This is a genomic window from Pseudomonas sp. E102 (assembly GCF_052660185.1).
Map to the genome: position 1 here is coordinate 2,726,023 of NZ_CP084025.1, position 26,671 is coordinate 2,752,693.

22 protein-coding genes are annotated in these 26,671 nt (G+C 62.7%); 12 read left to right on the forward strand and 10 right to left on the reverse strand.

Going from position 1 to position 26,671, the window contains the following annotated elements; translation table 11 throughout:
• Positions 1 to 122: 122 nt before the first annotated feature.
• The 10 genes from nuoG to DOCECA_RS12195 all read left to right on the forward strand — a co-directional run bounded on the left by nuoG (position 123) and on the right by DOCECA_RS12195 (position 12,159).
• Entirely contained in the window at positions 123 to 2,837 is a 2,715-nt protein-coding gene (gene nuoG / locus DOCECA_RS12150; protein ID WP_445572054.1) for an NADH-quinone oxidoreductase subunit NuoG, read from the forward strand.
• Positions 2,834 to 3,841 carry an NADH-quinone oxidoreductase subunit NuoH gene (gene nuoH, locus DOCECA_RS12155; protein ID WP_039592869.1) on the forward strand — a complete coding sequence of 336 codons (1,008 nt, stop codon included), beginning with the start codon at positions 2,834 to 2,836 and terminating at the stop codon, positions 3,839 to 3,841. Before nuoG ends, nuoH begins: the two co-directional genes overlap by 4 nt.
• Positions 3,842 to 3,852: 11 nt before the next feature.
• Positions 3,853 to 4,401: an NADH-quinone oxidoreductase subunit NuoI gene (gene nuoI / locus DOCECA_RS12160; protein ID WP_215005602.1), complete on the forward strand. Its 549-nt coding sequence runs from the start codon at positions 3,853 to 3,855 to the stop codon at positions 4,399 to 4,401.
• Positions 4,402 to 4,410: 9 nt separating this feature from the next.
• Entirely contained in the window at positions 4,411 to 4,911 is a 501-nt protein-coding gene (gene nuoJ, locus DOCECA_RS12165) for an NADH-quinone oxidoreductase subunit J (protein WP_186609331.1), read from the forward strand.
• 4 nt (positions 4,912 to 4,915) lie between these two features.
• Positions 4,916 to 5,224, forward strand: coding sequence for an NADH-quinone oxidoreductase subunit NuoK (nuoK, locus tag DOCECA_RS12170; RefSeq protein ID WP_003180046.1), 309 nt, complete (start codon positions 4,916 to 4,918; stop codon positions 5,222 to 5,224).
• Complete coding sequence (gene nuoL / locus DOCECA_RS12175; RefSeq protein ID WP_420765863.1) at positions 5,221 to 7,074, forward strand: NADH-quinone oxidoreductase subunit L; 1,854 nt, start codon at positions 5,221 to 5,223, stop codon at positions 7,072 to 7,074. Before nuoK ends, nuoL begins: the two co-directional genes overlap by 4 nt.
• A gap of 39 nt (positions 7,075 to 7,113) precedes the next feature.
• Positions 7,114 to 8,646 carry an NADH-quinone oxidoreductase subunit M gene (gene nuoM, locus DOCECA_RS12180; RefSeq protein WP_434559597.1) on the forward strand — a complete coding sequence of 511 codons (1,533 nt, stop codon included), beginning with the start codon at positions 7,114 to 7,116 and terminating at the stop codon, positions 8,644 to 8,646.
• 7 nt (positions 8,647 to 8,653) lie between these two features.
• A complete protein-coding gene (gene nuoN, locus DOCECA_RS12185; RefSeq protein WP_186609337.1) occupies positions 8,654 to 10,117 on the forward strand; it encodes an NADH-quinone oxidoreductase subunit NuoN in 1,464 nt (487 codons plus the stop codon).
• A gap of 253 nt (positions 10,118 to 10,370) precedes the next feature.
• Positions 10,371 to 11,480 carry an NAD(P)/FAD-dependent oxidoreductase gene (locus DOCECA_RS12190; protein ID WP_445572055.1) on the forward strand — a complete coding sequence of 370 codons (1,110 nt, stop codon included), beginning with the start codon at positions 10,371 to 10,373 and terminating at the stop codon, positions 11,478 to 11,480.
• Between the two features lie 202 nt (positions 11,481 to 11,682).
• Positions 11,683 to 12,159 (forward strand): hemerythrin domain-containing protein, encoded by a 477-nt coding sequence (locus DOCECA_RS12195; protein ID WP_420765859.1) that lies wholly within the window; start codon positions 11,683 to 11,685, stop codon positions 12,157 to 12,159.
• Between the two features lie 51 nt (positions 12,160 to 12,210).
• On the opposite strand, the gene DOCECA_RS12200 is transcribed toward DOCECA_RS12195, so the two are convergent.
• The 7 genes from DOCECA_RS12200 to DOCECA_RS12230 all read right to left on the reverse strand — a co-directional run bounded on the left by DOCECA_RS12200 (position 12,211) and on the right by DOCECA_RS12230 (position 18,997).
• Entirely contained in the window at positions 12,211 to 13,089 is an 879-nt protein-coding gene (locus DOCECA_RS12200) for a LysR family transcriptional regulator (protein WP_434648158.1), read from the reverse strand.
• Between the two features lie 238 nt (positions 13,090 to 13,327).
• Positions 13,328 to 13,957: an isochorismate family cysteine hydrolase YcaC gene (gene ycaC / locus DOCECA_RS12205; RefSeq protein WP_014337664.1), complete on the reverse strand. Its 630-nt coding sequence runs from the start codon at positions 13,955 to 13,957 to the stop codon at positions 13,328 to 13,330.
• A gap of 143 nt (positions 13,958 to 14,100) precedes the next feature.
• Positions 14,101 to 15,939 carry an amidohydrolase gene (locus tag DOCECA_RS12210; RefSeq protein WP_434564125.1) on the reverse strand — a complete coding sequence of 613 codons (1,839 nt, stop codon included), beginning with the start codon at positions 15,937 to 15,939 and terminating at the stop codon, positions 14,101 to 14,103.
• A 118-nt stretch (positions 15,940 to 16,057) separates the two neighbouring features.
• The gene (locus DOCECA_RS12215; protein WP_445572056.1) at positions 16,058 to 16,696 is read right to left on the reverse strand and encodes an antibiotic biosynthesis monooxygenase; all 639 of its coding nucleotides are present in this window, start codon (positions 16,694 to 16,696) and stop codon (positions 16,058 to 16,060) included.
• On the reverse strand, positions 16,689 to 17,102 hold the full coding sequence (locus DOCECA_RS12220; protein WP_434559603.1) for a DoxX family protein: 414 nt from the start codon (positions 17,100 to 17,102) through the stop codon (positions 16,689 to 16,691). The genes DOCECA_RS12215 and DOCECA_RS12220 overlap by 8 nt, the downstream gene beginning before the upstream one ends.
• Positions 17,099 to 18,046 (reverse strand): LysR family transcriptional regulator, encoded by a 948-nt coding sequence (locus DOCECA_RS12225; protein ID WP_434559605.1) that lies wholly within the window; start codon positions 18,044 to 18,046, stop codon positions 17,099 to 17,101. Before DOCECA_RS12225 ends, DOCECA_RS12220 begins: the two co-directional genes overlap by 4 nt.
• A gap of 129 nt (positions 18,047 to 18,175) precedes the next feature.
• Positions 18,176 to 18,997, reverse strand: coding sequence for an alpha/beta fold hydrolase (locus DOCECA_RS12230; protein WP_434559607.1), 822 nt, complete (start codon positions 18,995 to 18,997; stop codon positions 18,176 to 18,178).
• A 245-nt stretch (positions 18,998 to 19,242) separates the two neighbouring features.
• Between DOCECA_RS12230 and DOCECA_RS12235 the strand changes: the two genes are divergently transcribed.
• Positions 19,243 to 22,053: an ATP-binding protein gene (locus tag DOCECA_RS12235; protein ID WP_434701778.1), complete on the forward strand. Its 2,811-nt coding sequence runs from the start codon at positions 19,243 to 19,245 to the stop codon at positions 22,051 to 22,053.
• Here DOCECA_RS12235 and DOCECA_RS12240 read toward each other — a convergent pair.
• Positions 22,000 to 23,484 carry an ATP-binding protein gene (locus DOCECA_RS12240; RefSeq protein ID WP_434648165.1) on the reverse strand — a complete coding sequence of 495 codons (1,485 nt, stop codon included), beginning with the start codon at positions 23,482 to 23,484 and terminating at the stop codon, positions 22,000 to 22,002. The two genes, DOCECA_RS12235 and DOCECA_RS12240, sit on opposite strands and share 54 nt — an antisense overlap.
• A gap of 183 nt (positions 23,485 to 23,667) precedes the next feature.
• Positions 23,668 to 24,618 (reverse strand): GlxA family transcriptional regulator, encoded by a 951-nt coding sequence (locus tag DOCECA_RS12245; RefSeq protein WP_445572057.1) that lies wholly within the window; start codon positions 24,616 to 24,618, stop codon positions 23,668 to 23,670.
• A gap of 236 nt (positions 24,619 to 24,854) precedes the next feature.
• On the opposite strand from DOCECA_RS12245, the gene DOCECA_RS12250 reads away from it, so the two are divergent.
• Entirely contained in the window at positions 24,855 to 25,577 is a 723-nt protein-coding gene (locus tag DOCECA_RS12250) for a pirin family protein (RefSeq protein ID WP_445572058.1), read from the forward strand.
• 51 nt (positions 25,578 to 25,628) lie between these two features.
• On the opposite strand, the gene DOCECA_RS12255 is transcribed toward DOCECA_RS12250, so the two are convergent.
• The gene (locus DOCECA_RS12255; protein WP_445570990.1) at positions 25,629 to 26,576 is read right to left on the reverse strand and encodes an IS110 family transposase; all 948 of its coding nucleotides are present in this window, start codon (positions 26,574 to 26,576) and stop codon (positions 25,629 to 25,631) included.
• Positions 26,577 to 26,671: the final 95 nt, after the last annotated feature.

Consider the following 26,671-nt stretch of genomic DNA (forward strand, 5'->3'; position numbering starts at 1 on the left):
GGTCCGTGCCCTTCGCCTTTCGTTCGATGACGCCTCTTTACCGAGGCTGTTTGGAATCGGACGAACGACAAGATTCCATTAGCCACGCCCGCTGACACCGGGCCAACGAAGAACTTTGAACCATGGCCACTATCCACGTAGACGGCAAAGAGCTTGAAGTCGATGGCGCAGACAACCTGTTACAGGCATGTCTGTCGCTGGGCCTCGACATTCCTTATTTCTGCTGGCACCCCGCCCTTGGCAGCGTTGGCGCCTGCCGCCAGTGCGCGATCAAGCAGTACACCGACGAGAACGACAAGCGTGGTCGGATCGTCATGTCTTGCATGACCCCCGCCACCGACGGCAGCTGGATCTCCATCGACGACGAAGAAGCGAAAGTGTTTCGTGCCAGCGTCGTCGAATGGTTGATGACCAACCACCCTCACGACTGCCCGGTCTGTGAGGAAGGCGGCCATTGCCACCTGCAAGACATGACCGTGATGACCGGCCACAACGAGCGCCGTTATCGCTTCACCAAGCGTACCCACCAGAACCAGGATCTCGGCCCGTTCATTTCCCACGAGATGAACCGCTGCATCGCCTGCTACCGTTGCGTGCGTTTCTACAAGGACTACGCCGGCGGCACCGACCTGGGCGTATTCGGCGCCCACGACAACGTCTACTTCGGTCGCGTTGAAGACGGCACCCTGGAAAGTGAATTCTCCGGCAACCTCACCGAGGTCTGCCCGACCGGTGTGTTCACCGACAAGACCCACTCCGAGCGCTACAACCGCAAGTGGGACATGCAGTTCGCGCCAAGCATCTGCCACGGCTGCTCCAGCGGTTGCAACATCAGCCCGGGCGAGCGTTACGGCGAACTGCGCCGCATCGAAAACCGCTACAACGGTTCGGTGAACCAGTACTTCCTGTGCGACCGTGGCCGTTTCGGCTATGGCTACGTCAACCGCAAGGATCGCCCGCGCCAGCCGCTGCTCGCAAACGGCGCCAAGCTGAGCCTGGACGAAGCCCTGGACAAGGCCGCCGAGCTGCTGCGCGGACGCAACATCGTCGGCATCGGTTCGCCTCGCGCCAGCCTGGAAAGCAACTACGCCCTGCGTGAGCTGGTCGGCGCCGAGCACTTCTACAGTGGCATCGAGGCCGGCGAGCTGGAACGCATCCGCCTGGTGCTGCAAGTGCTCAAGGACAGCCCACTGCCCGTGCCGACGATGCGCGACATCGAAGACCACGACGCAGTGTTCGTCCTCGGCGAAGACCTGACCCAGACCGCCGCCCGCATGGCCCTCGCCCTGCGCCAGTCGGTCAAGGGCAAGGCCGAGGACATGGCCGACGCCATGCGTGTCCAGCCATGGCTCGACGCCGCCGTGAAGAACATCGGCCAGCACGCGCTGAACCCGCTGTTCATCGCCAGCCTCGCTGAAACCAAGCTCGACGACGTGGCCGAAGAATGCGTCCACGCCGCTCCGGACGATCTGGCGCGCATCGGTTTTGCCGTGGCCCACGCCCTGGATGCCAGCGCCCCGGCCGTCGACGGCCTGGACAGTGAAGCAGCCGCCCTCGCCCAACGCATCGCCGACGCCCTGCTGGCCGCCAAGCGTCCGCTGATCATCGCCGGCACCTCCCTGGGTTCCAAGGCGCTGATCCAAGCCGCGGCCAACATCGCCAAGGCACTGAAGCTACGCGAAAAAAATGGCTCCATCAGCCTGGTTGTACCTGAGGCCAACAGCCTCGGCCTGGCCATGCTTGGTGGCGAATCGGTCGACGCGGCGCTGCAAGCGGTGATCGACGGCAACGCCGACGCCATCGTCGTGCTGGAGAACGACCTGTTCACCCGCACCGACAATGCCAAGGTCGATGCCGCCCTGAGCGCCGCCAAGGTCTTGATCGTCGCCGACCATCAGAAAACCGCCACCACCGACCGCGCCGACCTGGTGCTGCCGGCGGCAAGCTTCGCCGAAGGCGACGGTACGCTGGTCAGCCAGGAAGGCCGCGCCCAGCGCTTTTTCCAGGTTTTCGACCCGCAATACCTGGACGCCAGCATTCTGGTCCACGAAGGCTGGCGCTGGCTGCACGCCCTGCGCGCCACCCTGCTGAACCAGCCGATCGACTGGACGCAACTGGACCACGTCACGGCCGCCGTTGCCTCGAGCACTGCGCAACTGGCCGGTGTGGTCGACGCCGCGCCGTCCGCCGCGTTCCGCATCAAGGGCCTGAAACTGGCTCGCGAACCGCTGCGCTACTCCGGTCGCACCGCGATGCGCGCCAATATCAGCGTCCACGAACCGCGTACTCCGCAGGACAAGGACACCGCGTTCGCCTTCTCCATGGAAGGTTACTCGGGCTCCGCCGAACCGCGCTCGCAAGTGCCGTTCGCCTGGTCGCCGGGCTGGAACTCGCCGCAGGCCTGGAACAAGTTCCAGGACGAAGTCGGCGGCCACCTGCGTGCCGGTGATCCGGGCACTCGCCTGATCGAAAGCCAGGGCGATGGCCTGGGCTGGTTCGCCAGCGTCCCACGTGCCTTCAACCCGGCACCGGGCACCTGGCAGGTCGTGCCGTTCCATCACCTGTTCGGCAGCGAAGAGAACTCTTCCAAGGCCGAGCCTGTGCAGGAGCGCATCCCGGCCGCCTACGTGTCGCTGGCCAAGTCCGAAGCCGATCGCCTGGGCGTCAACGACGGTGCCCTGCTGAGCCTGAACGTGGCTGGCCAGACCTTGCGTCTGCCGCTGCGCATCAATGAAGAACTGGGCGCCGGCCTGGTGGCCCTGCCGGCTGGCCTGGCGGGTATTCCACCGGCGATTTTCGGCAAAACCGTCGACGGTCTGCAGGAGGCAGCGCAATGAGCTGGTTCACCCCTGAAGTGATCGCCGTGATCCTGACGGTCCTCAAGGCCATCGTGGTCTTGCTGGCCGTGGTGGTCTGCGGCGCGTTGCTGAGCTTCGTCGAACGTCGCCTGCTGGGCTGGTGGCAGGACCGCTACGGTCCGAACCGCGTCGGCCCGTTCGGCATGTTCCAGATCGCCGCCGACATGGTGAAGATGTTCTTCAAGGAAGACTGGACGCCACCGTTCGCCGACAAGGTGATCTTCACCCTGGCACCGGTCGTGGCCATGAGCGCCTTGCTGATCGCCTTCGCGGTCATCCCGATCACCCCGACCTGGGGCGTGGCGGACCTGAACATCGGCCTGCTGTTCTTCTTCGCCATGGCCGGCCTGTCGGTGTACGCGGTGTTGTTCGCCGGTTGGTCGAGTAACAACAAGTTCGCCCTGCTCGGCAGCCTGCGGGCCTCGGCCCAGACCGTGTCCTATGAAGTGTTCATGGGCCTGTCGCTGATGGGCATCGTGATTCAGGCCGGCTCGTTCAACATGCGCGACATCGTCGAGTACCAGGCCCAGAACCTGTGGTTCATCATTCCGCAGTTCTTCGGCTTCTGTACCTTCTTCATCGCTGGCGTGGCCGTGACTCACCGTCACCCCTTCGACCAGCCGGAAGCGGAACAGGAACTGGCCGACGGTTACCACATTGAATATGCCGGCATGAAATGGGGCATGTTCTTCGTAGGCGAGTACATCGGCATCATCCTGATCTCGGCACTGCTGGTGACGCTGTTCTTCGGTGGCTGGCACGGTCCGTTCGGCATCCTGCCGCAACTGTCCTTCGTCTGGTTCGCCCTGAAGACCGCGTTTTTCATCATGCTGTTCGTTCTGTTGCGCGCCTCGATCCCGCGCCCACGCTACGACCAGGTGATGGATTTCAGCTGGAAATTCTGCCTGCCGCTGACCCTGATCAACATGCTGGTGACCGCTGCGATCGTTTTGATGAACGCGCCCGCGGCCGCGGTTCAGTGAGGATTTGACCCATGTTCAAATATATTGGCGACATCGTTAAGGGTACCGGTACCCAACTGCGAAGCCTGGTCATGATCTTCGGCCATGGCTTTCGCAAGCGCGACACCCTGCAATACCCGGAAGAACAGGTCTATCTGGCGCCGCGTTATCGCGGGCGCATCGTCCTGACCCGCGATCCTGACGGCGAAGAGCGCTGCGTGGCCTGCAACCTGTGCGCCGTGGCGTGCCCGGTAGGCTGCATCTCGCTGCAGAAAGCCGAGACCGAAGACGGTCGCTGGTACCCGGACTTCTTCCGCATCAACTTCTCGCGCTGCATCTTCTGCGGCTTGTGCGAGGAAGCGTGCCCGACCACCGCGATCCAGCTCACGCCGGATTTCGAAATGGCTGACTTCAAGCGTCAGGACCTGGTGTACGAGAAAGAAGATCTGCTGATTTCCGGTCCCGGTAAAAACCCTGATTACAACTTCTATCGTGTTGCAGGTATGGCCATTGCCGGCAAGCCGAAAGGCGCCGCGCAGAACGAAGCCGAACCGATCAACGTGAAGAGCTTGCTGCCTTAAGGAAGAAAGATGGAATTCGCTTTCTATTTCGCATCGGGTATCGCGGTGGTGTCCACGCTTCGTGTGGTCACCAACACCAACCCCGTGCACGCCCTGCTCTACCTGATCATTTCGCTGATCGCCGTGGCCATGACCTTCTTCGCCCTCGGCGCGCCGTTCGCCGGTGCCTTGGAAGTGATCGCTTACGCCGGCGCCATCATGGTGCTGTTCGTGTTCGTGGTGATGATGCTCAACCTCGGCCCGGCGGCGATCCAACAGGAACGCGCCTGGCTCAAGCCTGGCATCTGGGCGGGGCCGGTGATTCTCGCCGCCCTGCTGCTGGGAGAACTGCTGTATGTGCTGTTCGCCCACCAGAGCGGCCAGGCCATCGGCCACACCACCGTAGACGCCAAGGCCGTGGGCATCAGCCTGTTCGGCCCGTATCTGCTGGTGGTCGAACTCGCCTCGATGCTGCTGCTTGCCGCAGTCGTCACGGCGTTCCATTTGGGCCGTAATGAGGCGAAGGAGTAATCACATGCCTGCTATCCCTCTCGAGCATGGTCTGGCGGTTGCCGGCATCCTGTTCTGTCTCGGTCTGGTCGGCCTGATGGTCCGCCGCAACATTCTGTTCGTGCTGATGAGCCTGGAGGTGATGATGAATGCCTCCGCCCTGGCCTTCATCGTTGCGGGCGCTCGCTGGGCGCAACCGGATGGACAGATCATGTTCATCCTGGTGATCAGCCTGGCAGCCGCCGAGGCCAGTATTGGCCTGGCGATCCTGTTGCAGCTGTATCGCCGCTTCCACACTCTCGATATTGACGCTGCCAGCGAGATGCGCGGATGAACCTTCTTTTCCTGACTTTCATATTTCCCCTCATCGGTTTCCTGCTGCTGTCGTTCTCCCGTGGACGCTGGTCGGAAAACCTTTCGGCGCTGGTTGGCGTGGGCTCCATCGGCCTGTCTGCCATCGTTACCGCGTATGTGATCTGGCAATTCAACGTCGCCCCGCCGGAAGGTGGCGCGTACGTGCAGGTGCTGTGGCAGTGGATGGCGGTGGAAGGCTTCACGCCGAACTTCGCCCTTTACCTGGACGGCCTGTCGGTGACCATGCTCGGCGTGGTGGTCGGCGTGGGTTTCCTGATCCACCTGTTCGCCTCGTGGTACATGCGCGGTGAAGCCGGTTACTCGCGCTTCTTCGCCTACACCAACCTGTTCATCGCCAGCATGCTGTTCCTGGTGCTCGGCGATAACCTGTTGTTCCTGTACTTCGGCTGGGAAGGCGTGGGCCTGTGCTCGTACCTGTTGATCGGTTTCTACTACAGCAACCGCAACAACGGTAACGCCGCGCTCAAGGCCTTCATCGTGACCCGCATCGGCGACGTGTTCATGGCCATCGGCCTGTTCATCCTGTTCCAGCAGCTGGGCACGCTGAATATCCAGGAATTGCTGGTCAAGGCGCCCGAGCACTTCAAGGCCGGCGACTTCTGGATCGTCCTGGCGACCCTGATGCTGCTGGGCGGCGCTGTCGGCAAATCCGCGCAACTGCCGCTGCAGACCTGGTTGGCGGACGCGATGGCGGGCCCGACGCCGGTTTCGGCACTGATCCACGCGGCGACCATGGTCACCGCCGGTGTCTACCTGATCGCCCGTACCCACGGCCTGTTCGCCCTGGCGCCGGACATCCTGCACCTGGTCGGCCTGGTTGGCGGCGTGACCCTGGTGCTGGCCGGTTTTGCCGCGCTGGTACAGACCGACATCAAGCGCATCCTCGCCTACTCGACCATGAGCCAGATCGGCTACATGTTCCTGGCCCTGGGCGTCGGTGCCTGGGAAGGCGCGATCTTCCACCTGATGACCCACGCCTTCTTCAAGGCCCTGCTGTTCCTTGCCTCCGGTGCGGTGATCGTTGCCTGCCACCACGAGCAGAACATCTTCAAGATGGGCGGCCTGTGGAAGAAACTGCCGTTGGCCTATGCCAGCTTCATCGTCGGTGGCGCGGCCCTGGCGGCCCTGCCATTGGTCACCGCCGGCTTCTACTCCAAGGACGAGATCCTCTGGGAAGCGTTCGCCAGCGGTAACCAGGGTCTGCTTTATGCCGGCCTGGTGGGTGCGTTCATGACCTCGCTGTACACCTTCCGCCTGATCTTCATCGCATTCCACGGTGAAGCCAAGACCGAAGCCCACGCCGGCCACGGCATTGCCCACTGGCTGCCGCTGTCGGTGCTGATCGTGCTGTCGACCTTCGTCGGCGCCATGATCACCCCACCGCTGGCCGATGTGCTGCCGCAAAGCGTCGGCCATGCCGGCGGCGAAGCCAAGCACAGCCTTGAGATTGCCTCGGGCGCCATCGCCCTGGCGGGTATCCTGCTGGCTGCCCTGCTGTTCCTCGGCAAGCGTCGCTTCGTCACGGCCATCGCCAACAGCGGCATCGGGCGTTTCCTCTCGGCCTGGTGGTTCGCCGCCTGGGGCTTCGATTGGATCTACGACAAACTGTTCGTCAAGCCATACCTTGCGATCAGCCACATTCTGCGCAAAGACCCGCTCGACCAGACCATTGGCCTGATCCCGCGCATGGCAAAGGGTGGCCACACTGCCCTGAGCCGTACCGAGACCGGTCAACTGCGTTGGTATGCGGCTTCCATGGCGGCTGGCGCCGTGCTGGTTATCGGCGCCATCGTGCTGGTAGCGGTCTGATATGAACCTTGCGAACTTGCGAAAGGAAACGAGCCCGTCATGATTCTGCCCTGGCTAATCCTGATCCCCTTCATCGGCGGCCTGCTGTGCTGGATGGCGGAGCGTTCCAGCTCTACCCTCCCGCGCTGGATTGCGCTGCTGACCATGTCCCTGGAACTCGCGCTCGGCCTCTGGCTGTGGGCGACCGGCGACTATTCATTCGCACCGGCCCCTGGCGCCGATCCGACCTGGGCACTTGAATTCAAGCACGCCTGGATCGAGCGCTTCGGCATCAGCGTGCACCTGGCCCTCGACGGCCTGTCGCTGCTGATGATCCTGCTGACCGGCTTGCTGGGTATTCTCTCGGTGCTCTGCTCCTGGAAAGAGATTCAGCGTCACGTCGGTTTCTTCCACCTGAACCTGATGTGGATCCTGGGCGGTGTCGTCGGCGTGTTCCTGGCGCTGGACCTGTTCATGTTCTTTTTCTTCTGGGAAATGATGCTGGTGCCGATGTATTTCCTCATCGCGCTCTGGGGTCACAGTTCTTCGGACGGCAAGAAGACCCGGATCTACGCAGCGACCAAGTTCTTCATCTTCACCCAGGCTTCCGGCCTGATCATGTTGGTGGCGATCCTTGGCCTGGTCCTGGTGAACTTCAACAACACCGGCGTGATTACCTTCAACTACGCCGACCTGTTGAAAGTAGAGCTGTCGCGCACCACCGAGTACGTGCTGATGCTGGGCTTCTTCATCGCCTTCGCGGTGAAGCTGCCGGTGGTGCCGTTCCACTCCTGGCTGCCCGACGCCCACGCCCAGGCGCCGACCGCCGGTTCCGTGGACCTGGCCGGTATCTTGTTGAAGACAGCGGCCTACGGCCTGCTGCGCTTTGCCTTGCCGCTTTTCCCGAACGCCTCGGCCGAGTTTGCGCCGATCGCAATGACCCTTGGCCTGATCGGTATTTTCTACGGTGCGTTCCTGGCCTTCGCCCAGACCGACATCAAGCGCCTGATCGCGTTCTCCAGCGTTTCGCACATGGGCTTCGTGCTGATCGGGATCTACTCCGGCAGCCAGTTGGCCCTGCAAGGCGCGGTGATCCAGATGCTGGCCCACGGCCTGTCGGCTGCGGCGCTGTTTATCCTCAGCGGCCAGTTGTACGAGCGCCTGCATACCCGAGACATGCGTGAAATGGGCGGCATCTGGTCGCGCATCGCCTACCTGCCGGCCATCAGCCTGTTCTTCGCAGCCGCTTCCCTGGGCCTGCCAGGCACCGGCAACTTCGTCGGCGAGTTCCTGATCCTGATCGGCTCGTTCGTCAGCGCGCCATGGATCACCGCGATTGCCACGTCCGGCCTGGTGTTCGGTTCGGTCTACTCGCTGATCATGATCCACCGCGCCTACTTCGGTCCGGCCAAGTCCGATGAAGTGCTGCGCGGCATGGACGGTCGCGAACTGATCATGGTGCTTGGCCTTGCGGTGCTGCTGGTTTACCTCGGCGTCTATCCGCAGCCATTCCTCGACACTTCCGCCGCCACGATGCATGGCGTGCAGCAGTGGCTCGGCACCGCCTTCTCTCAACTCGCTTCGGCCCGGTAAGAGCGCTATGGAATTCACGATTCAACACTTTATCGCGCTTGCGCCGCTGTTGATCACCAGCGCCACGATCATCGTGGTGATGCTGGCGATCGCCTGGCGCCGCAATCACGCACAAACCTTCCTGCTGTCGGTGGCGGGGCTGAACCTGGCCCTGCTGTCGATCCTGCCGGCCCTGAAAGTCGCGCCCCTGGCGGTCACGCCACTGATACAGATCGACAGCTTCGCCTGCCTGTATATGGCGCTGATCCTGGTCGCCACCCTCGCCTGCGTCACCCTCGCCCACGCCTATCTGGGTGATGGGGGTTCGGGTTACCCGGGCAACCGCGAAGAACTGTACCTGCTGATCCTGATGGCCGCCGCCGGTGGCCTGGTCCTGGTCAGCGCACAGCACCTGGCGAGCCTGTTCATCGGCCTGGAACTGCTGTCGGTGCCGGTCTATGGCCTGGTGGCCTACGCCTTCTTCAACAAGCGCTCCCTGGAAGCCGGCATCAAGTACATGGTGTTGTCGGCCGCCGGTTCCGCGTTCCTGTTGTTCGGCATGGCCCTGCTTTACGCTGAAGCCGGCACCCTGAGCTTCGTCGGTATCGGCCAGGCCCTGGCGGCCACCGGCCTGCCTAGCCCGATCGCTCAACTGGGCCTGGGCATGATGCTGATCGGCCTGGCGTTCAAGCTGTCGCTGGTTCCGTTCCACCTCTGGACCCCGGACGTCTACGAAGGCGCCCCGGCGCCCGTGGCGGCGTTCCTCGCCACCGCATCGAAGGTGGCGGTGTTCGCGGTCATGGTGCGTCTGTTCCAGATCTCGCCAGTGGCCAGCAGCGGCGTGTTGAGTAACGTGCTGACCATCATCGCCATCGCGTCGATCCTGTTCGGTAACCTGCTGGCGCTGACCCAGAGCAACCTCAAGCGTCTGCTGGGTTACTCGTCCATCGCCCACTTCGGCTACCTGCTGATCGCTCTGATCGCCAGCAAGGGCCTGGCCGTGGAAGCCATTGGCGTGTACCTGGTCACCTACGTGATCACCAGCCTCGGCGCTTTCGGCGTGATCACCCTGATGTCCTCGCCGTACAACGGCCGCGACGCCGATGCCCTGTACGAATACCGTGGCCTGTTCTGGCGCCGTCCGTACCTGACCGCCGTGCTGACCGTGATGATGCTGTCCCTGGCCGGCATCCCGCTGACCGCCGGCTTCATCGGCAAGTTCTACATCATTGCCACCGGCGTCGAGGCTCACCAATGGTGGCTGGTCGGCTCCCTGGTGCTGGGCAGTGCCATCGGCGTGTTCTACTACCTGCGCGTCATGGTCACGCTGTACCTGATGGAACCGAACCTGCGTCGCCACGATGCCGAGTTGCACTGGGAACAAAAGGCAGGCGGCGTCATGCTGCTGGCCATCGCCGTATTGGCGTTCTTCCTGGGTGTATACCCGCAGCCGTTGCTGACCCTGGTTCAGCAGGCTGGTCTGACCGGCTGATAGCTGAAGCGTCATCGATGACAAAATGCCCGTATCGTGAGATGCGGGCATTTTTTTTGGGATGCAAGTTTGAATTTGGGAGAACCGTGGCGGGGAGCTTGCTCCCGCTCGATTCTGTAGGAGCTGGCTCCTACACCGCTCCTACACAGCTTCTACCGGCGCAGCCCAGCGGGAGCAAGTTCTCTGTCACAGATGCACTCCTGCAGAAGGGACTATGCTCAAGCGCTATTGTGCCTTTGAAGGAGATCCAGCGTTGAATGTGGATATTGATTGCATGGTCGTCGGCGCAGGCGTCGTCGGCCTGGCCGTGGCGCGGGAGATGGCGCAGGCCGGGCATGAAGTGCTGGTGATCGAAGCAGGCGATGCCATCGGCGCGGGCATCAGCTCGCGCAATTCGGAAGTGATCCATGCTGGGCTGTATTACCCGCCCGGCAGCCTCAAGGCGCAGCTGTGTGTCGAAGGCCGGCGACGACTGTATGACTACTGCGCCAGCCACGGCGTCCAGACTCGCCGGCTCGGCAAACTGATCGTGGCGAAGGACCAAGCACAACTGGCCGAGCTTGAAAAGCTTCTGGCGCGCGGCCTGCTCAACGGCGTGGACGACCTGCGCCTGCTCGATAAAAAGCAGGCACAGGCGCTGGAGCCGGAGCTGTCCTGCGTTGGCGCGCTGTACTCGCCCTCTACCGGTATCGTCGACGCCCACGCCTTGATGTTGGCATTGCAGGGGGATGCCGAGGCGGCGGGCGCCAACGTGGTGTTTCGCACGCCCTTGCTAGAGGCTCGTGTTGTCGACGAGGGCTTCAGCCTGACATTGGGCGGCACGGCGCAGATGACGTTGTCGTGCCGCCGCCTGATCAACGCCGCCGGCCTCCAGGCCCCTGCCCTCGCCCACCGGATCGAGGGTCTGGCCCGGCAGTGGATTCCCGATGGTTACCTGTGCAAGGGCAACTACTTCCAACTGGCCGGGCGGGCACCATTCCGCCATTTGGTCTATCCGGCGCCAGAAGCCGCTGGCCTGGGCATTCATATGACGCTCGATCTGGCGGGCCAGGCGCGTTTCGGTCCTGACACCGAATGGGTCGAAGCAGAAGACTACCGAGTGGATCCGGCCCGGGCCGAAGCGTTCTACCAGGCCATTCGAAACTACTGGCCGGGCTTGCCCGACCGGAGCCTGCAACCCGCCTACAGCGGTATTCGCCCGAAAATCTCCGCCCCGGGGGAACCGGCCCGGGACTTTCTTATCAGCGCTGAAACCGAGCACAAGGTGCCGGGGCTGATCAACCTGTTCGGTATCGAATCCCCGGGGCTGACGTCCTGCCTGGCACTGGCGGAACGGGTCAGGCAATCGATCGACAACGGCTGACGGCCTTGGCAGCGCAAAGTGCAACGCGTTTTGATGGTGACTCTTGCAGCCTGCACGATAGCGAAACTGGCAAAAAAGATAAACCACTGATTTTTAAGTAATTAATAAAGCGGCTCGGCTGGCACGACGGATGCACCTGTCATGTTACGTGGCGTCGGCGCTCGAAGCCGGCCCGCATCCGTGAATGACCGAGGAGCAGCACATGAACGCCATCGACCTGTTGAAAGCCGACCATGAACGCGTCAAAGCCATTCTCACTCAATTGAGTGAGTCCACTGATCGCGCGGTCAAGAAACGCACCGAGCTACTGGCGAAGCTGGAAATGGAAGTCACCATCCACACCCGCCTGGAAGAAGAAATCCTGTACCCGGCCTTCAAGCAGGAAGGCGGCAAGGAAGAAGCCGAGATGTATTACGAAGCCAAGGAAGAGCACCGCACCGTCGATTCGCTGGTGCTGCCCGACCTGAAAGCCACCGACCCTTCCCAGCCTGAATTCGCGGGCCGCGTCAAAGTGGTGAAAGAGCTGCTGGAGCACCACATCGAGGAAGAAGAGAAAGAAATGTTCCCTCAAGCCAAGAAGGTGCTGGGCAAGGCCAAGCTGGACGCCTTGGGCGAGCAGATGGAAACCATGAAAGCGCAGTACAAGAAAGAACTGAGCAGCGCCAACCTCGCCGCTTGATCCATGGCCGCGAACGCTTCAACCACCGATCGGGTTGAAGCGTCGCGGCCTTCATATCATCTGCTCGCGCAAGAATTCCACCAGCGCCTGCACCGGTCGCGAAGCCTGGCGATGTTGCGGATAGACCGCCGACAGCGTCAACGGCTCGGTTTCAAACCCCTCCAGCACCTTGACCAGGCGACCATCCTTTAGCGCATCGCCGAGGATGAAGGTTGGCAGATACGTGATCCCCATCCCGGCAATCGCCGCGTCCCTGAGCAGGTCGCCGTTATTGGCCCGCATCCGTCCCACCACTTCCAGGACCAGCGGTTTGCCATGCCCCTCGAAACGCCACTGCACCTGACGGCTGTGTCCATAAGGCAAACAGTCGTGATTGCGCAGGTCTTCAGGTCGTATGGGTGTGCCTTTGTCTGACAGATAAGCCGGGCTGGCGCAGTACACCCGTTCGATGCTCGCGATGCGCCGGGCGATCAGCGTTGAATCCTCCAGCACGCCGATCCTCAGTGCCAGGTCATAGCCTTCCCCCAAAAGGTCAACCGAGCGGTCGCTCAGGTCCACCTCGACGCTGACATCCCGGTAGCGTTGCAAGAACAGCGGCAGCAGGCTGCCCAGGTGCGCCACGGCGAATGACAACGGCGCGCTGAGCCGAATGGTCCCACGCGGCTCGCTGGTCTGGCCGCTGATACCCTGCTCCACTTGCTCGACTTCGCTGAGCAGGCGCAACGCCGCTTCGTAGTAGCGCTGGCCGAGCGGCGTGACATCCAGCCGACGGGTCGAGCGATTGAGCAGGCGCACCCCCAGGCGTTGCTCCAGCTCCATGAGCTTGCGGCTGACGAATTGCTTGGACAGCCCGAGCTTGTCCGCTGCGGCGGTGAAACTGCCCGACTCCATGACCTGGGCAAAGATGCGCATCTCTTCGAAGGGGTTCATTGTCATTCCGTGGGTGGACAGTCAGGGGGATGAGTTGGGCATTGTGGTCTTGGTGAGTCTGATTGCCTAGCTGTTGAATGTGCCGCCGCCATCGCGAGCAAGCTCGCTCCCACAATGTTCGAGTCGTCACAAAACCTGTGGGAGCGAGCTTGCTCGCGATGGCGGTGGGTCAGCTGCAAGGCTCTGATGCCGGGCACAAAAACGCCCGCAAAAGCGGGCGTCGTCAAGCATGGACAGCTTACTTGGCCGTCAGTGCCGAGTAGCTGTTCATCAGGTTGCGGTAGTTCGGAATGCGCTGGGACAGCAGGTTGCCCAGGCCTTCGATGTCGTTGCGCCAGTCGCGGTGCAGCTCACAGGCCACCGAGAACCAGTTCATCATCTGCGCGCCAGCAGCAGTCATGCGTACCCAGGCGGCTTGTTGCACGGTTTCGTTGAAGGTACCCGAAGCGTCGGTGACGACAAACACGTCGAAGCCTTCGGCCAGCGCCGACAGGGTGGGGAACGCCACGCAGACATCCGTGACCACGCCGGCGATGATCAGTTGCTTGCGGCCGGTGGCCTTGATCGCCTTGACGAAGTCTTCGTTGTCCCAGGCATTGATCTGACCTGGACGGGGGATGTACGGCGCGTCCGGGAACATTTCCTTGAGTTCCGGCACGATCGGGCCGTTGGGGCCTTGTTCGAAGCTGGTGGTCAGGATGGTCGGCAGTTCAAAGAACTTCGCCAGGTCGGCCAAGGCCAACACGTTGTTCTTGAACTCGTTGGGCGAGAAGTCCTGGACCAGGGAAATCAGACCGGTCTGGTGATCGACCAGCAGGACGACCGCGTCGTCTTTGTTCAGACGGTTGTAGGCGGGAACGTTGCTCATGGGGTGACTCCTTTGGGATGGATGTTACGAAACCTTGTGGGAGCGAGCTTGCTCGCGATGGCGGAGTGTCAGGCGGCGGCGATGTTGAATGTTGCGCCGCCATCGCGAGCAAGCTCGCTCCCACAGGAGAAAAGTGTTGTTACTTAGAAGGCAAAGCACGAACAGCCAAACGCGCCCCAGAAACCCTGGAAGTCGCTGACCGGGACGTTCGACAGGCGCGCCCGCTCGTGGCTATGGGAATGCACCGTGCAAGGACCGCTGCACTGGTGGACTTGCGCCTGCAAGGGCGATGTCGGGCGCCAGTGGCCCGGGACCTTGACCACCGGCGACCAGTCCGGCAACACCGGGACGCTCGCTGGGCCAAGTTTCTCGAAATCGCCAGCCCCGTAGACCACCTTGCCGTCCACCACCGTCAGCACCGATTCGATCCACTTGATGGCTTCTTCCTCGACGCTGAAGAAATCCGCGCTCAGGGCCGCCAGGTCCGCCAGTTGGCCGACCTTGATCTGGCCTTTCTTGCCCTGCTCCGACGAGAACCAGGCACTGCCGTGGGTAAACAGCTCCAGCGCGGTCAGGCGCGGCAACCCTTCTTCATGCAATGACAGGCCGCCGACGGTGCGGCCGCTGACCATCCAGTACAACGAGGTCCACGGGTTGTAGCTGGAGACGCGAGTGGCGTCGGTGCCAGCGCCCACCGGCACGCCTTCGGCGAGCATCCGCTTGATCGGCGGTGTGGCTTCGGCGGCTTTGGCGCCGTAGCGATCGACAAAATATTCACCCTGGAAAGCCATGCGGTCCTGGATTGCGATACCGCCGCCCAGCGCCCGCACGCGTTCGATGTTCTTCGGCGTGATGGTCTCGGCGTGGTCGAAGAACCACGGCAGGCCGTTGAACGGAATGTCGCGGTTGACCTTCTCGAACACGTCGAGCATGCGGCTGATGGATTCGTCGTAGGTCGCGTGCAGGCGGAATGGCCAGCGCTGTTCCACCAGGTGACGCACCACTGGCTCCAGGTCCTGTTCCATGCCCGGCGGCAGGTCTGGGCGCGGTTCAAGGAAGTCTTCGAAGTCTGCCGCAGAGAACACCAGCATTTCGCCGGCGCCGTTGTGCCGCAAAAAGTCATCGCCCTGGTGCAGCTTGACGCTGCCGGTCCAGTTCTTGAAGTCGGTGAGTTCTTCCTTGGGCTTCTGGGTGAACAGGTTGTAGGCGATGCGCACCGTCAACTGTTGCTCGCGGGCCAACTGCTCGATGACTTCGTAGTCGTCCGGGTAGTTCTGGTAGCCGCCGCCGGCGTCGATGGCGCTGGTCAGGCCCAGGCGATTGAGCTCGCGCATGAACTGGCGCGTGGAGTTGACTTGGTACTCCAGCGGCAGTTTCGGCCCTTTCGCCAGCGTCGAGTAAAGGATCATCGCGTTGGGGCGCGCCACCAGCATGCCGGTGGGTTCCCCCCTGCTGTCACGCACGATCTCGCCGCCCGGCGGGTTCGGCGTGTCACGGGTGTAGCCGGCCACGCGCAGCGCGGCGCGGTTGAGCAAGGCACGATCGTAGAGGTGCAACACGAACACGGGCGTATCGGGAGCGGCCTGGTTGAGTTCTTCCAGGGTCGGCATGCGTTTTTCGGCGAACTGGAATTCGTTCCAGCCGCCCACCACTCGGACCCATTGCGGGGTCGGCGTGCGATCAGCCTGGTCCTTGAGCATGCGCAAGGCATCGGCCAACGAGGGCACACCTTCCCAGCGCAGCTCCAGGTTGTAGTTCAAGCCACCACGGATCAGGTGCAGGTGCGAATCGTTGAGGCCGGGGATGACGGTGCGGCCCTTGAGGTCGATGACCTGGGTGCCGCTGCCACGCAGGGCCATGGCCTCGGCGTCGGTGCCCACGGCGACGAAGCGGCCCTGGCTGATGGCAACCGCGCTGGCGCGAGGCTTCTCACGGTCGACGGTGTGGAATTGGCCATTGAACAGAATCAGATCGGCGTTCATCGGGTTTCCTTGTAAATGGGAAGAAGCAAGGGACAGGCGCGGCCAGAAAGCGGCGGCGGCGCTGAGCAAGGATCCGGCGGCAAGCAACTGGCGGCGCAGTGGATCGGTTGGGTCGTCGTTATTGGCCATGGCCGGGCTCCAGGTGTTCGTGGGTTTTGGAGGATTCCAACCAGGGCGCGAACAACCGGGTCGCCAACGGCATGCACACGTACACCACCGAGAGCACGATGGTCACGGTGATAAGAAACGTGGCGACCACGTAGTTGGACAGAAATGCGTTGAGCTGCAGCAGCGGGCCCCAGAGCAACGGCACCAGCAAGGTGTGCGGCAGGATGACCAGCAGCGTCACCACCGATTGCTTCCAGCGCGGTGGCGGCGTGGCGGCATCGGCCAGCGGGGCGAACCAGAATTCCTTATGGGAACCGACCTCGATCTTGTCGCCGTCGGCCAAGAGTGGCGCTGCCTCGGCCACCAATTCACGACGCTCGGAGGAATCCAGCCAGCGTTGCATGGCCTCGGTGGAGCGAAAACGCAGCACGCAGGTAAACAACGACAGTCCGTCCTGCTTGCCCCGCACAACGTCGACGCCCAAATGGCCCGGCCACCGGCCGGCCACGGTGACGATGCGCCGCAACCAGGCCTCATAGGCATCGTTCTGCCCGGCTTTGATCCGGTGCTTGACCACCAGGGTGACGATTTCATCGAAACCGGGTACCGCCGGGCTCGCGGTGGATCCGAGGGTTTGGGACTCAGGCATGACGCAGCACTCCAGCAAAGCGCGCGTTCATCGCCAAACGTCCAGGGCCGGCAATGAACACGCTGGTAAATATGATCAACAGCAACCAGCCGAACTGGCCTTCTTCCAGGCTCCACTGCGGATGCACGACCAGCAGCGCCACGGCCAGCAGGAACAGGATGGGCAGGCACGCCAACCGCACCAGCACGCCGGCCATGATCAGCAAGGGACACAGCACCTCGGCAAAAATCGCCAAGACCAGCGTGGTCGCCGCGCCGAGGTGGAACGGGTCTTCGATGCGGGTCAGCTCGGCGCTGTAATTCAGCAATTTCGGCAAGCCATGCACCCATAACAGGAACAGCGCGCCGCTCAGGCGCAGCAACAGCAGGCCAACGTCCTGCAAGCGGCTTTCGTCAGTGGTATTCATCGGTGGGCTCCGGCCGGGTCCGTCGAAGCGGCGGCCGGCAGCGGTTGGGACATGTGGGCCGCAATGCGCGAGCGCAGCCAGCGCTCGGCGGGGTCGTTGTCATGCACGCCGCTCCAGACCATCGACAACTCGGCGGCATTGATTTCGAACGGCGGATCTTCGGCGCGTAACGCGCACCCTTCCACCAGTGCGCAGGCGGCATAGTCCGGCACGGTGGCGATCAGCTCGGTGCCGGCCAGCAAGGCGCGCAGCCCGCTGAATTGCGGCACCGCCAGCACGACCTTGCGCGCCCGGCCGATGCGGGCCAGGTCCAGGTCGATGTTGCCGCTCAGGTCGCCGGAGAACGAAACCATCGCATGGGGCCGCGAGCAATATTCGTCCAGGGTCAACGGACCCGGGCGCTTGTCGCCACGCAAGACCTTGCAAGGAATGTCCCGCAGTTTCTTGCGCTTGGCGTTAGCAGGGAGATCGGTGGTGTAGCTGACGCCGACGCTGATCTCACCGCTGGCCAGCAGCGACGACATCAGCAGGAAATTGGCCCGGCGCACCACCACGATGATGCCCGGTGCTTCCTCGCGCAGTTGGCTCAGCAAGGGTGGAAACAGGCCGAATTCGGCATCGTCGGACAGACCGATGCGAAACACATCGCAACTGGTGGACGGGTCGAACGCCTTGGCCCGGCTGACCGCACCGGAAATCGTGTCCATGGCCGGCTGCAATTCCTGCAGGATCGCCAGGGCCCGAGGCGTCGGTTCCATGCCCCGGCCATGACGGATCAGCAGCGGGTCATCGAACAGATCCCGCAGCCGCCCAAGCGCCGCGCTCACCGCCGGCTGGCCCATGAACAGTTTTTCGGCAACGCGGGTCAGGTTCTTCTCGAACATCAGCGCCTCGAAGATCACTAGCAGGTTCATGTCGAGACGGCGTAGATCATTGCGGTTCATGGGTGTTGTTCCTGTTTTAACTGTGGGAGCGAGCCTGCTCGCGAAGAGGCCGGCACGGCAAATATCGATGCAAGCTGAGCCACCGCCTTCGCGAGCAGGCTCGCTCCCACAGGTCTTAGCTTGCTTGCGTCAGCCCTGGATGAACGCCAACAGGTCCGCGTTCAAGCGGTCCTTATGGGTATCGGTCAGGCCGTGGGGCGCGCCCGGGTAAACCAGCAGCTGCGAGTTCTTGAGCAATTTGGCGGCCGCGATGCCGGCGGTTTCGATCGGCACGACTTGGTCGTCATCGCCATGGACCACCAGGGTCGGCACGTCGATGTTGCGCAGGTCGTCGGAAAGATCGGTCTCCGAGAACGCCTTGATGCAGTCGTAGGTGTTCTTGTGGCCGGCGAGCATGCCTTGCATCCAGAACCAGTCGATCATGCCTTGGGAGACCTTGGCGCCCGGACGGTTGGCGCCGAAAAACGCGCTGGCTACATCCTTGTATAGCTGAGAACGGTCGGCCAGGGAGGCCTGGCGGAAACCGTCGAAGACTTCGACAGGCAAGCCACCGGGGTTGGCCGCGGTCCTGAGCATCAGCGGCGTGACAGCCGAGATCAGGCCGAGCTTGGCGACGCGGGCGGCGCCGTGACGGCCGATGTAGCGGGCCACTTCGCCACCGCCGGTGGAGAAGCCGAGCAACACGGCATTCTTCAGGTCCAGGCGTTCGATCAGCTCCGCCAGGTCGTCGGCGTAAGTGTCCATGTCATTGCCGTCCCACGGCTGGCTGGAACGCCCATGACCGCGACGGTCGTGGGCAATCACCCGGTAGCCATTGGACGCCAGGAACATCATCTGCGCCTCCCAACTGTCGGAGTTCAACGGCCAGCCGTGACTGAAGACCACCGGTTGACCAGTACCCCAATCCTTGTAGTAGATCTCCGTGCCGTCGCGGGTGATGAATGTGCTCATGACATGACTCCTTGAGGTGGGTGGATTGCTCCATGGTCCGGTCAGGGGGTGTATGTGCGTGAGTTAAACGTTGTTAATTTTTTCGGGACGGTGGTGTTAAAAGCCCCAATGAAGATTGCTTTTGTAGGGGGGATTTGTATCTGTCGATGGCTCTGGATAAGGCTGTTCACCGTTGCGCTTGTCACAAAACCTGACGAATATGCTCAGGTACAGCCATCTCCAGGGAACAGAACAATGAGCGCGCCATGAGCCAGTACCTCAGCCTGCCCGTCGAAAAGACGCTGCATTTCGGCCCTTACCGGGTTCATCCCCGCCAGCGCCTGGTGCTGGAGGGCGGGCAGCCGTTGCGCCTGGGTCGGCGCGCGGTGGAGATTCTGTTGGTGTTGCTCGAACACGCAGGCCAAGTGGTGAGCAAGCAGCAACTGATCGCCCGTGTCTGGCCCAAGAGCGTGGTGGAAGACACCAACCTTCGGGTTCACGTGGCGGCGCTGCGCAAGGCGTTGGGCGATGGACAGGCAGGCCAGCGCTACATCGTCACCGTGGCGCAGCGCGGCTACAGCTTCGTCGCGCCGGTGACTTTCGAGTCGCCCGAGCCACTGGCACGTATCCCCCACCCTGCCCTGGCGCGCAACCTGCCGCCGCGCCGAACCCGGGTGATCGGGCGCCAGGGGCTGGTGGAAAGCCTGGTCGCCCAGTTGCCGCGAAAACGCTTCATCACCCTGGTCGGCAGCGGCGGCATCGGCAAGACCACCGTCGCGTTGCGGGTCGCCGAGCGGCTGATCGGCCATTACCGCGACGGCACGTATCTGCTGGACCTCGGCTCGCTCAATGACCCTTCCATGATCGCGCCCAACCTCTGCGCCCTGTTGGAGCTGTCGCCACAAGACGGCGAGCCCTTGGAAGCCGTCGTCCGGCCCCTGAAGGAACGGCATCTGCTGCTGGTGATCGATACTTGCGAACATCTGGTCGACGCCGTGGCCCTGCTCTGCGAGACGCTGCTGCGCGCCGCACCGCACTTGCATATCCTGGCCACCAGCCGCGAAGGCCTGCGCGCCGAAGGCGAACATGTGCAGCGCCTCGATTCACTGGCGATCCCACCCCGGGGGATGGTCATCGAAGGTTATCCGGCCCTGGAATATCCAGCGCTGCAACTGTTTGCTGAACGTGCGATGGCCAGCCAGGACGACTTCGAGCTGACCGACCATGAGGTGCCGCTGATCGTCGACATCTGCCAGCGCCTGGACGGCATTCCCCTGGCCATCGAACTGGCCGCTGCCCAGGTCGGGCACTTTGGGCTGGAGCAGTTGTGCCGGCAACTGCGAGACAGCGTCGCACTGCTCGACCATGACAAGCGCGCCAGCGCACCGCGACAACAGACCCTGCGCGCCACGCTGGACTGGAGCTTCGCGCTGCTCACTGCCTGCGAGCAGACCTGCCTGCGGCGCCTGGCGGTGTTCATGGGCAGTTTCAACCTCGCCTCGGCGGCGGCCGTCATCGTCGGCCAGCATGTCGCGCCCGACCAGGTGCTGGTATCGGTCAGCCAGTTGGTCGCCAAGTCGCTGCTCAACGTGGAGATCGGTGACGACGAGGTGCGCTACCGCCTGCTGGACACCACGCGCAGCTACGCGTTGGAAAAACTGCTGGAGACAGGCGAACTGGCCGCGAGCCAGGCGCGACACGCCGAACGTTGCCTGACGTTGATGGAACAGGCTGAAAAAGATTGGGAAACCACCCCGACGCAGCTTTGGATCGCGCGCTACGCGTCCTACCGAGACGACATCCGTGCGGCGTTGGACCGGGGGCTGGCTGCCCACGGCTCCCACGCCGTGGCGATCCGCTTGACGGCCCGTAGCCTGCCCCTCTGGCAGGAGCTGTCGCTGCTCAAGGAACATGGCCTTTACGTGAGCAAAGCCCGGGCCCTGCTGCACGGCACCGCCTCGCCATGCCCCAGGTTGACCCTTGCGCTGGAACTGGCCCACGCCAGTCTCAACTACCACACCGAGGGCGGCACGCCGGCCACGGTCGAGGCGTTCGTCACGGCCCGGCGCCTGGCCCGGCAGTGCCACGACCTGGCCGGTGAGCTGCGGGCCGTGTCCGGCCACATGGCCGTCAACCTCAGTTGCGGCCGCTACCAACAGGCGCTGGAACAATGCCAGGACTTCGACCGGCTGGGCCCCCCGGGCGACCCGGTGCTGTCCCTGAGCACCCAGCGCCTGCGGGTGCTGGCGTTGCATTTCATTGGCGACCAGGGCGCGGCGCGGCGCGATGCCGAACAGGTCATCCAGCGCCTGGCCCAGAACGGCCATCTGGGCCGCTTCACCCACGGTTTTGGCGTGCAGTACGAACAGAGCGTGGCGGCGCTGACAATCCTGGCGCGCATCCTCTGGCTGCAAGGGTTCGCCGATAAAGCCCGGCGCACCGCCAATCTCGCGCTGCAGATTGCCCTGCAGATCAATCACGGTCTTTCGATTTGCTACACGCTGGTGATCAGCGGTTGCTTGATCGCCCATTACACCGGTGAACATTCAATCGCACGGGAACGGCTCGGCATGTTGAAACACCAGGCCCGGAAGCATTCGGTGATGTTGTTCCATGAGTGGGCCTGCCAGTACGAGAACGCGTTCGATGGAGCGTCCCTGGAGGCCTGCCCGACCAAGAGCGGCTTGATGCAGGACATCGTCGTGACGCTGCGGGCGGATGCCGTGGGACCGGGTCAGATCGAACGCGCCCATAGCGGCGCCGCAGGCTGGTGCTGCGCCGAGATCCTGCGAGCCAGCGCCGAAGCCCTGTTGGCGCAGGATGACCCATCGGCCGAAAAACAAGCCGAAGAGCAACTGCTCGCCGCCCTGGCCGTCGCCCGGCAGCAAGGCGCGCTGGCGTGGGAATTGCGCAGCGCCTTTTCCCTGGCGCGGCTGTGGCAACGGCGTGGCCAGGATGAGGCCGCCGCGGATCTGCTGCGCCCCGTCTATCGGCGTTTCAATGAGGGCTTCGACACGCCCGACCTAAAGCAAGCCGACGCGCTGCTGCGTACGCTGGATGGGCACCTCGGGTCTTGACCGGGTTTGCCACGCCTGTTGCAGTGCGTAACGCCGATGCCAAAGCGGCCACTGCCCACTGTGACGCAGTTTCTCCAAAGCATAGGCGCGGGTGGTGCGCAGCAGATGGAAACGCGTCCCTTCGGCGCGTTGCTCAACCATCACCAATGATTGGATGACCAACCGCGACAACAACCAGGGCAATCGTCCCGCTTCCACTTCAGGGCAGCTGATCACCGCCAGGGCGGTCTTGAGGCTGAACCGTTCTTCGAACACCGCCAGGCGTTGGAACACCGTTCGCTCATCGTGGCTCAAGCGCTCGAAGCTCCAATCCAGGGCAGCTTCCAGGCTACGGTGGCGAGGCACGGCGGTTCGACGTCCGTGGCTCAGCAGCGACAGACCATGGTCCAACTGCTCCAGGACCCCGGCCACGCCCAGCACATTGACTTGGGCCGCTGCCAGTTCCAGGGCAAGCGGCAACCCGTCGAGGCGCCGGCAGATCTGCGCAAGGGCCGCCAGGTCGCGTTCTCCCGGCTGGAAACCCTGCTGGCGGGCGCCGACTCGCTCGACCAGCAACTGCACCGCCGGGCACCCCAGTACATAATCGGACTCATCGGCCGACGCCATCCCCAGACCGGACAGTTGCACGACATTTTCGTCGGCCAGGTTGAGGATTTCCCGACTGCTCACCAACAGTGATACGCCAGGCGCCCCTGCGCGCAACGTCAAGGCCAATTCCCGGCAGGTATCGATCAGTTGTTCACAACCGTCGAGCACCAGCAGTATCCGACGGGCTTGCAGCTGCTGGGCCAGGCAACCGTCCGCCAGGCCCAGGGCATGCTTAATCCGCAGCGCAACCTGCGCCGGGTCGCCGATGCCGGCCAGGTCGATAAACCAGGCGCCATCGGCAAAGTGCTCCAGTAACAGTTCCGCCACCCGCAACGCCACGGTGGTCTTGCCGATGCCACCCGGGCCGGTGACGGTGGTGAGGGATTGGCGCGGCACTTCCACCAACAGCCGGCCCAGGATTTTGTCGCGACCGATTACCGGGCTCAGCCGGGCGGGCAGATTGTGCCGTTCGGAGGGCTCCGCGCTCGATGACTCGCCCACGGATTCCAGGGTCAGGGGCACCGCAAAGCAGTAGCCCTGGCGAGGATGATTGAGGATGTAGCGATTGCCTTCGCGCGTCTCGCCGAAGGCCCGTCGCAGCGCGGCGATGTGCACCCGCAGATTGATGTCTTCGACCACGCTGTCGGGCCAGACCTGGTCGATCAGCGCTTGCTTGCTGACGAAAGCGCCGGCGTGCGCGACCAGTATCTGCAGGATGTCGAGGGCGCGACCGCCCAATGCCAGAGGTTGACCTTCGCGAGAGACCAGCCGCTGCTGTCGGTGAAAGACGAACGGGCCAAAGCACACCGTTGGCCCGGTGCAGGGTTTGACGAAACTGTTCATGAGCGATCCAGCGCCAGATGACCGGTCCAGGCATGTCGTTGCGAAGCGCCGCACGCGTCTGCCCTGGCTCTCGCGCATCCTTTCCAGAGGGTTCGCGGTAATCTTGGCAGCCCTGCGCCCGATAACAATGCTGGCACAGGCCCCATCACGGACATCACGGTGCCCTGGACGGACACCCGAGGCTCAACTGAACTGCTGGCGGTACTGGATCGGCGTCAGGCCAAGCTTTTCGCTGAACAGCTGACGCATGTGCCGCACGCTGCCAAAGCCACTGCGAAACGCCACGGTCTTGAGCGGCAAGTCGGTGGATTCGAGCAACTGACGCGCCCGATCGATGCGCGCCCCTTGAAGGAATTCCATGGGCGTCATCTTCACTTCGCGGACAAACAGCCGGGCAAAATGCCGGGTGCTCATGGCCGCGACCGCCGCCATGCGTTCCACGGTGAAGGGCTCCTCCAGATGCTCCATCACGTCGTTCTGCACCCGCGTGACCGCCGACTCCTGGGCCGCCACGGTCGCCACCAGCGGGCTGAACTGCGCTTGCCCGCCCTGGCGCTTCATCAGCACCAGCAGCACTTTGGCGACGTCCAGCGCGACTTTGCGGCCGTGGTCCTGGGCGACGATGGCCAAGGCCATGTCGATGCCGGCCGTGACACCGCCGGAGGTGATCAGCCGTCGGTCGCGCAAGAAGATTTTGTCGGTCTCGATCAATGCCTTGGGAAAACGCTGGATCAAGCGCTCGGTGTAGTGCCAGTGGGTGGTAACCCGGTGTCCATCGAGCAACCCCGCTTCGCCGAGCACAAACGCGCCGGTACAAATCGAGCCATAGCAGGTGGCCCTTGGCGCCGCCGCCCGCAACCATGTGTGCAAGCCCGGGTGCCGGTCGTTATAGGCACCGGGACCACCCGGCACGAGCAGTACGTCGTAGGCGGCCCAGGCCTGGTCGATATGGATATCGGCATGGACAGTCACACCGTTGGACGCCCGCAACGGGCCTCGCTCGGTGCCCAGGGTCAGCAACTGATAGTGCTGGTCGGGTGCAAGAAAACGGTTGGCGATGGAAAACACTTCAAGCGGCCCGGCCATGTCGAGCAGCAGGAAATCGGGGAACAGCGCCATTGCTACGGTTTTCATGGGAAGACGCCAAGTCGAGAAGAACATGCCGGACCCTGTGGGAGCGAGCTTGTTCGCTTGCACAAGGATCATCGGTTGGCATTATGACCAAGCGAAGCGCCCGCTGCGAGATTGTCCACTCACAACGGACAGTATTTCCCTATTCACCTGCTTATTGAACAATACGATAACCATTAACCTTCTTCTGAACCCGGCGAACGGCCACGGCCACCGCCCACTGAACCAGGAGAATTTCCATGCTCACCCTACGCAAAGCTTCTGATCGCGGTATTGCCCGTCACGGCTGGCTGACGTCGTTCCACACCTTTTCGTTCGCCAGCTACCGCGACCTCAATCAACAGGGTTTTTCCGACCTGCTGGTGATCAACGACGACCGGGTCGCCGCCGCCAAAGGTTTCGGCCAGCACCCACACCGCGACATGGAGATTTTCTCCTACGTGCTCGAAGGGGCACTGGAGCACAAGGACACCTTGGGCACCGGTTCGGTCATTCGCCCCGGTGATGTGCAATTGATGAGTGCTGGCAGTGGCGTAGCGCACAGTGAATTCAATCACAGCGCCGACGAGCCGGTGCATTTCCTGCAGATCTGGATCGTGCCCAACGTGGTGGGCGCCACGCCGCGCTACCAGCAGGAACATTTCAGTACCGAGCAGAAACGTGGCCGCCTGCAATTGATCATTTCGCCGGACGGGGCCCAGGAATCGCTCCACGTTCGCCAGGACGCGCGGGTTTATGCCGGGCTGTTCGACGGACAGGAAAGCGCCACGCTGGCGTTGGCTGCCGATCGCTATGCCTATGTCCACGTGGCCCGGGGCAGCGTAGAGCTCAATGGCGTGCCGTTGCACGAAGGCGATGGCGTGCGGGTGCGCCAGGAACAGGTACTGACGCTGGGCAATGGCCAGGATGCCGAAGTGCTGGTATTTGACCTGCGGCCGCAGGAACTGCCGCAAATGCCGTGAGGCCAGTGTGCGGGACATCCTGTGGGAGATTCTATGGTGCATGGCTAGCCCTTAGATGCCTTTTGGTAAGTATTCGCTCTGGTTCTTCAACAGGGCGAATACCACTCGGGCAAGCTTGCGGGCCAGTGCCACTAATGCTTCGGTTGTGCTTAGCCCTCGAGCCCGCAGAGCCCCATAAAAACCCTTCCACGCCGCTGTGCGGCTCGCCGACATCGCGGCGTTGTGCATCAATCGGCGCGCCTCCGGGTCACCTCGCTTAGACAGGCAGCGGCGTCCCTTCTTTTTTCCCGAGTCCGATATGCGCAGGTCCAGCCCTAGGAAAGCGATGAAGGCATCGGCATTTCTGAAATCTCCACGCTGAAACGACGTAAGTAAACGCGCACCGCTCAACAGCCCGATTCCTTCAACTTTCATGCAGCGCTTGAGCTGACTGCCCAGACCGGCTGCATCCAATTGCGTCTGGATTGTTTTCTCAAGCAAGATTTCCAGTCGCTGCATGGCCTTTATCTGGTTCTCAAAGGCCGTTTTGAGCAACGGTTCGTTCGACCAACTTTGCTTGAGGCTGACACGCGCCTGAACCAAGGCTGCCCGGCGCCGGAAAAGGCTTATAAGCCGGCAATACAGGGGCGATGGCGGGGTCCACGGGTGCAACTGGTGGCCTTCGTTGTTCAAGTAGCGAGCCAACAACCGAGCATCCAGCGCATCGGTTTTGGCGCGAACTTTCACACCTTTGCGGTAATGGCTGAGTTCGTAGCCGCCGATCATGTAGATCACACAGCCCTGCGCATAAGCCAGGTCGGCGAAGTCCTGGTGATAGATATTGGTGGCCTCGATGGCGACATCCACTGGCGCAGGCAATTCCTTGAGCCACTTCTTGATCGCAGCTTTGGTGTTGGGGATCGCTTCCAGTCGATCTGTTTCTGCGTGATAAATCACCAACTCATCTTTGGCGACATCAACCCCCACGATCGGCTTTGCGACAGAAACCGGCATTGCCATTGAAAATCCTCCGCGCTAAGGTTTGAACACTTGAAGGGTTCACCCAGAGGCGCAGGCTTGTTCCTATCGTCGGTCTAGGCCAGATGCATTCTTTA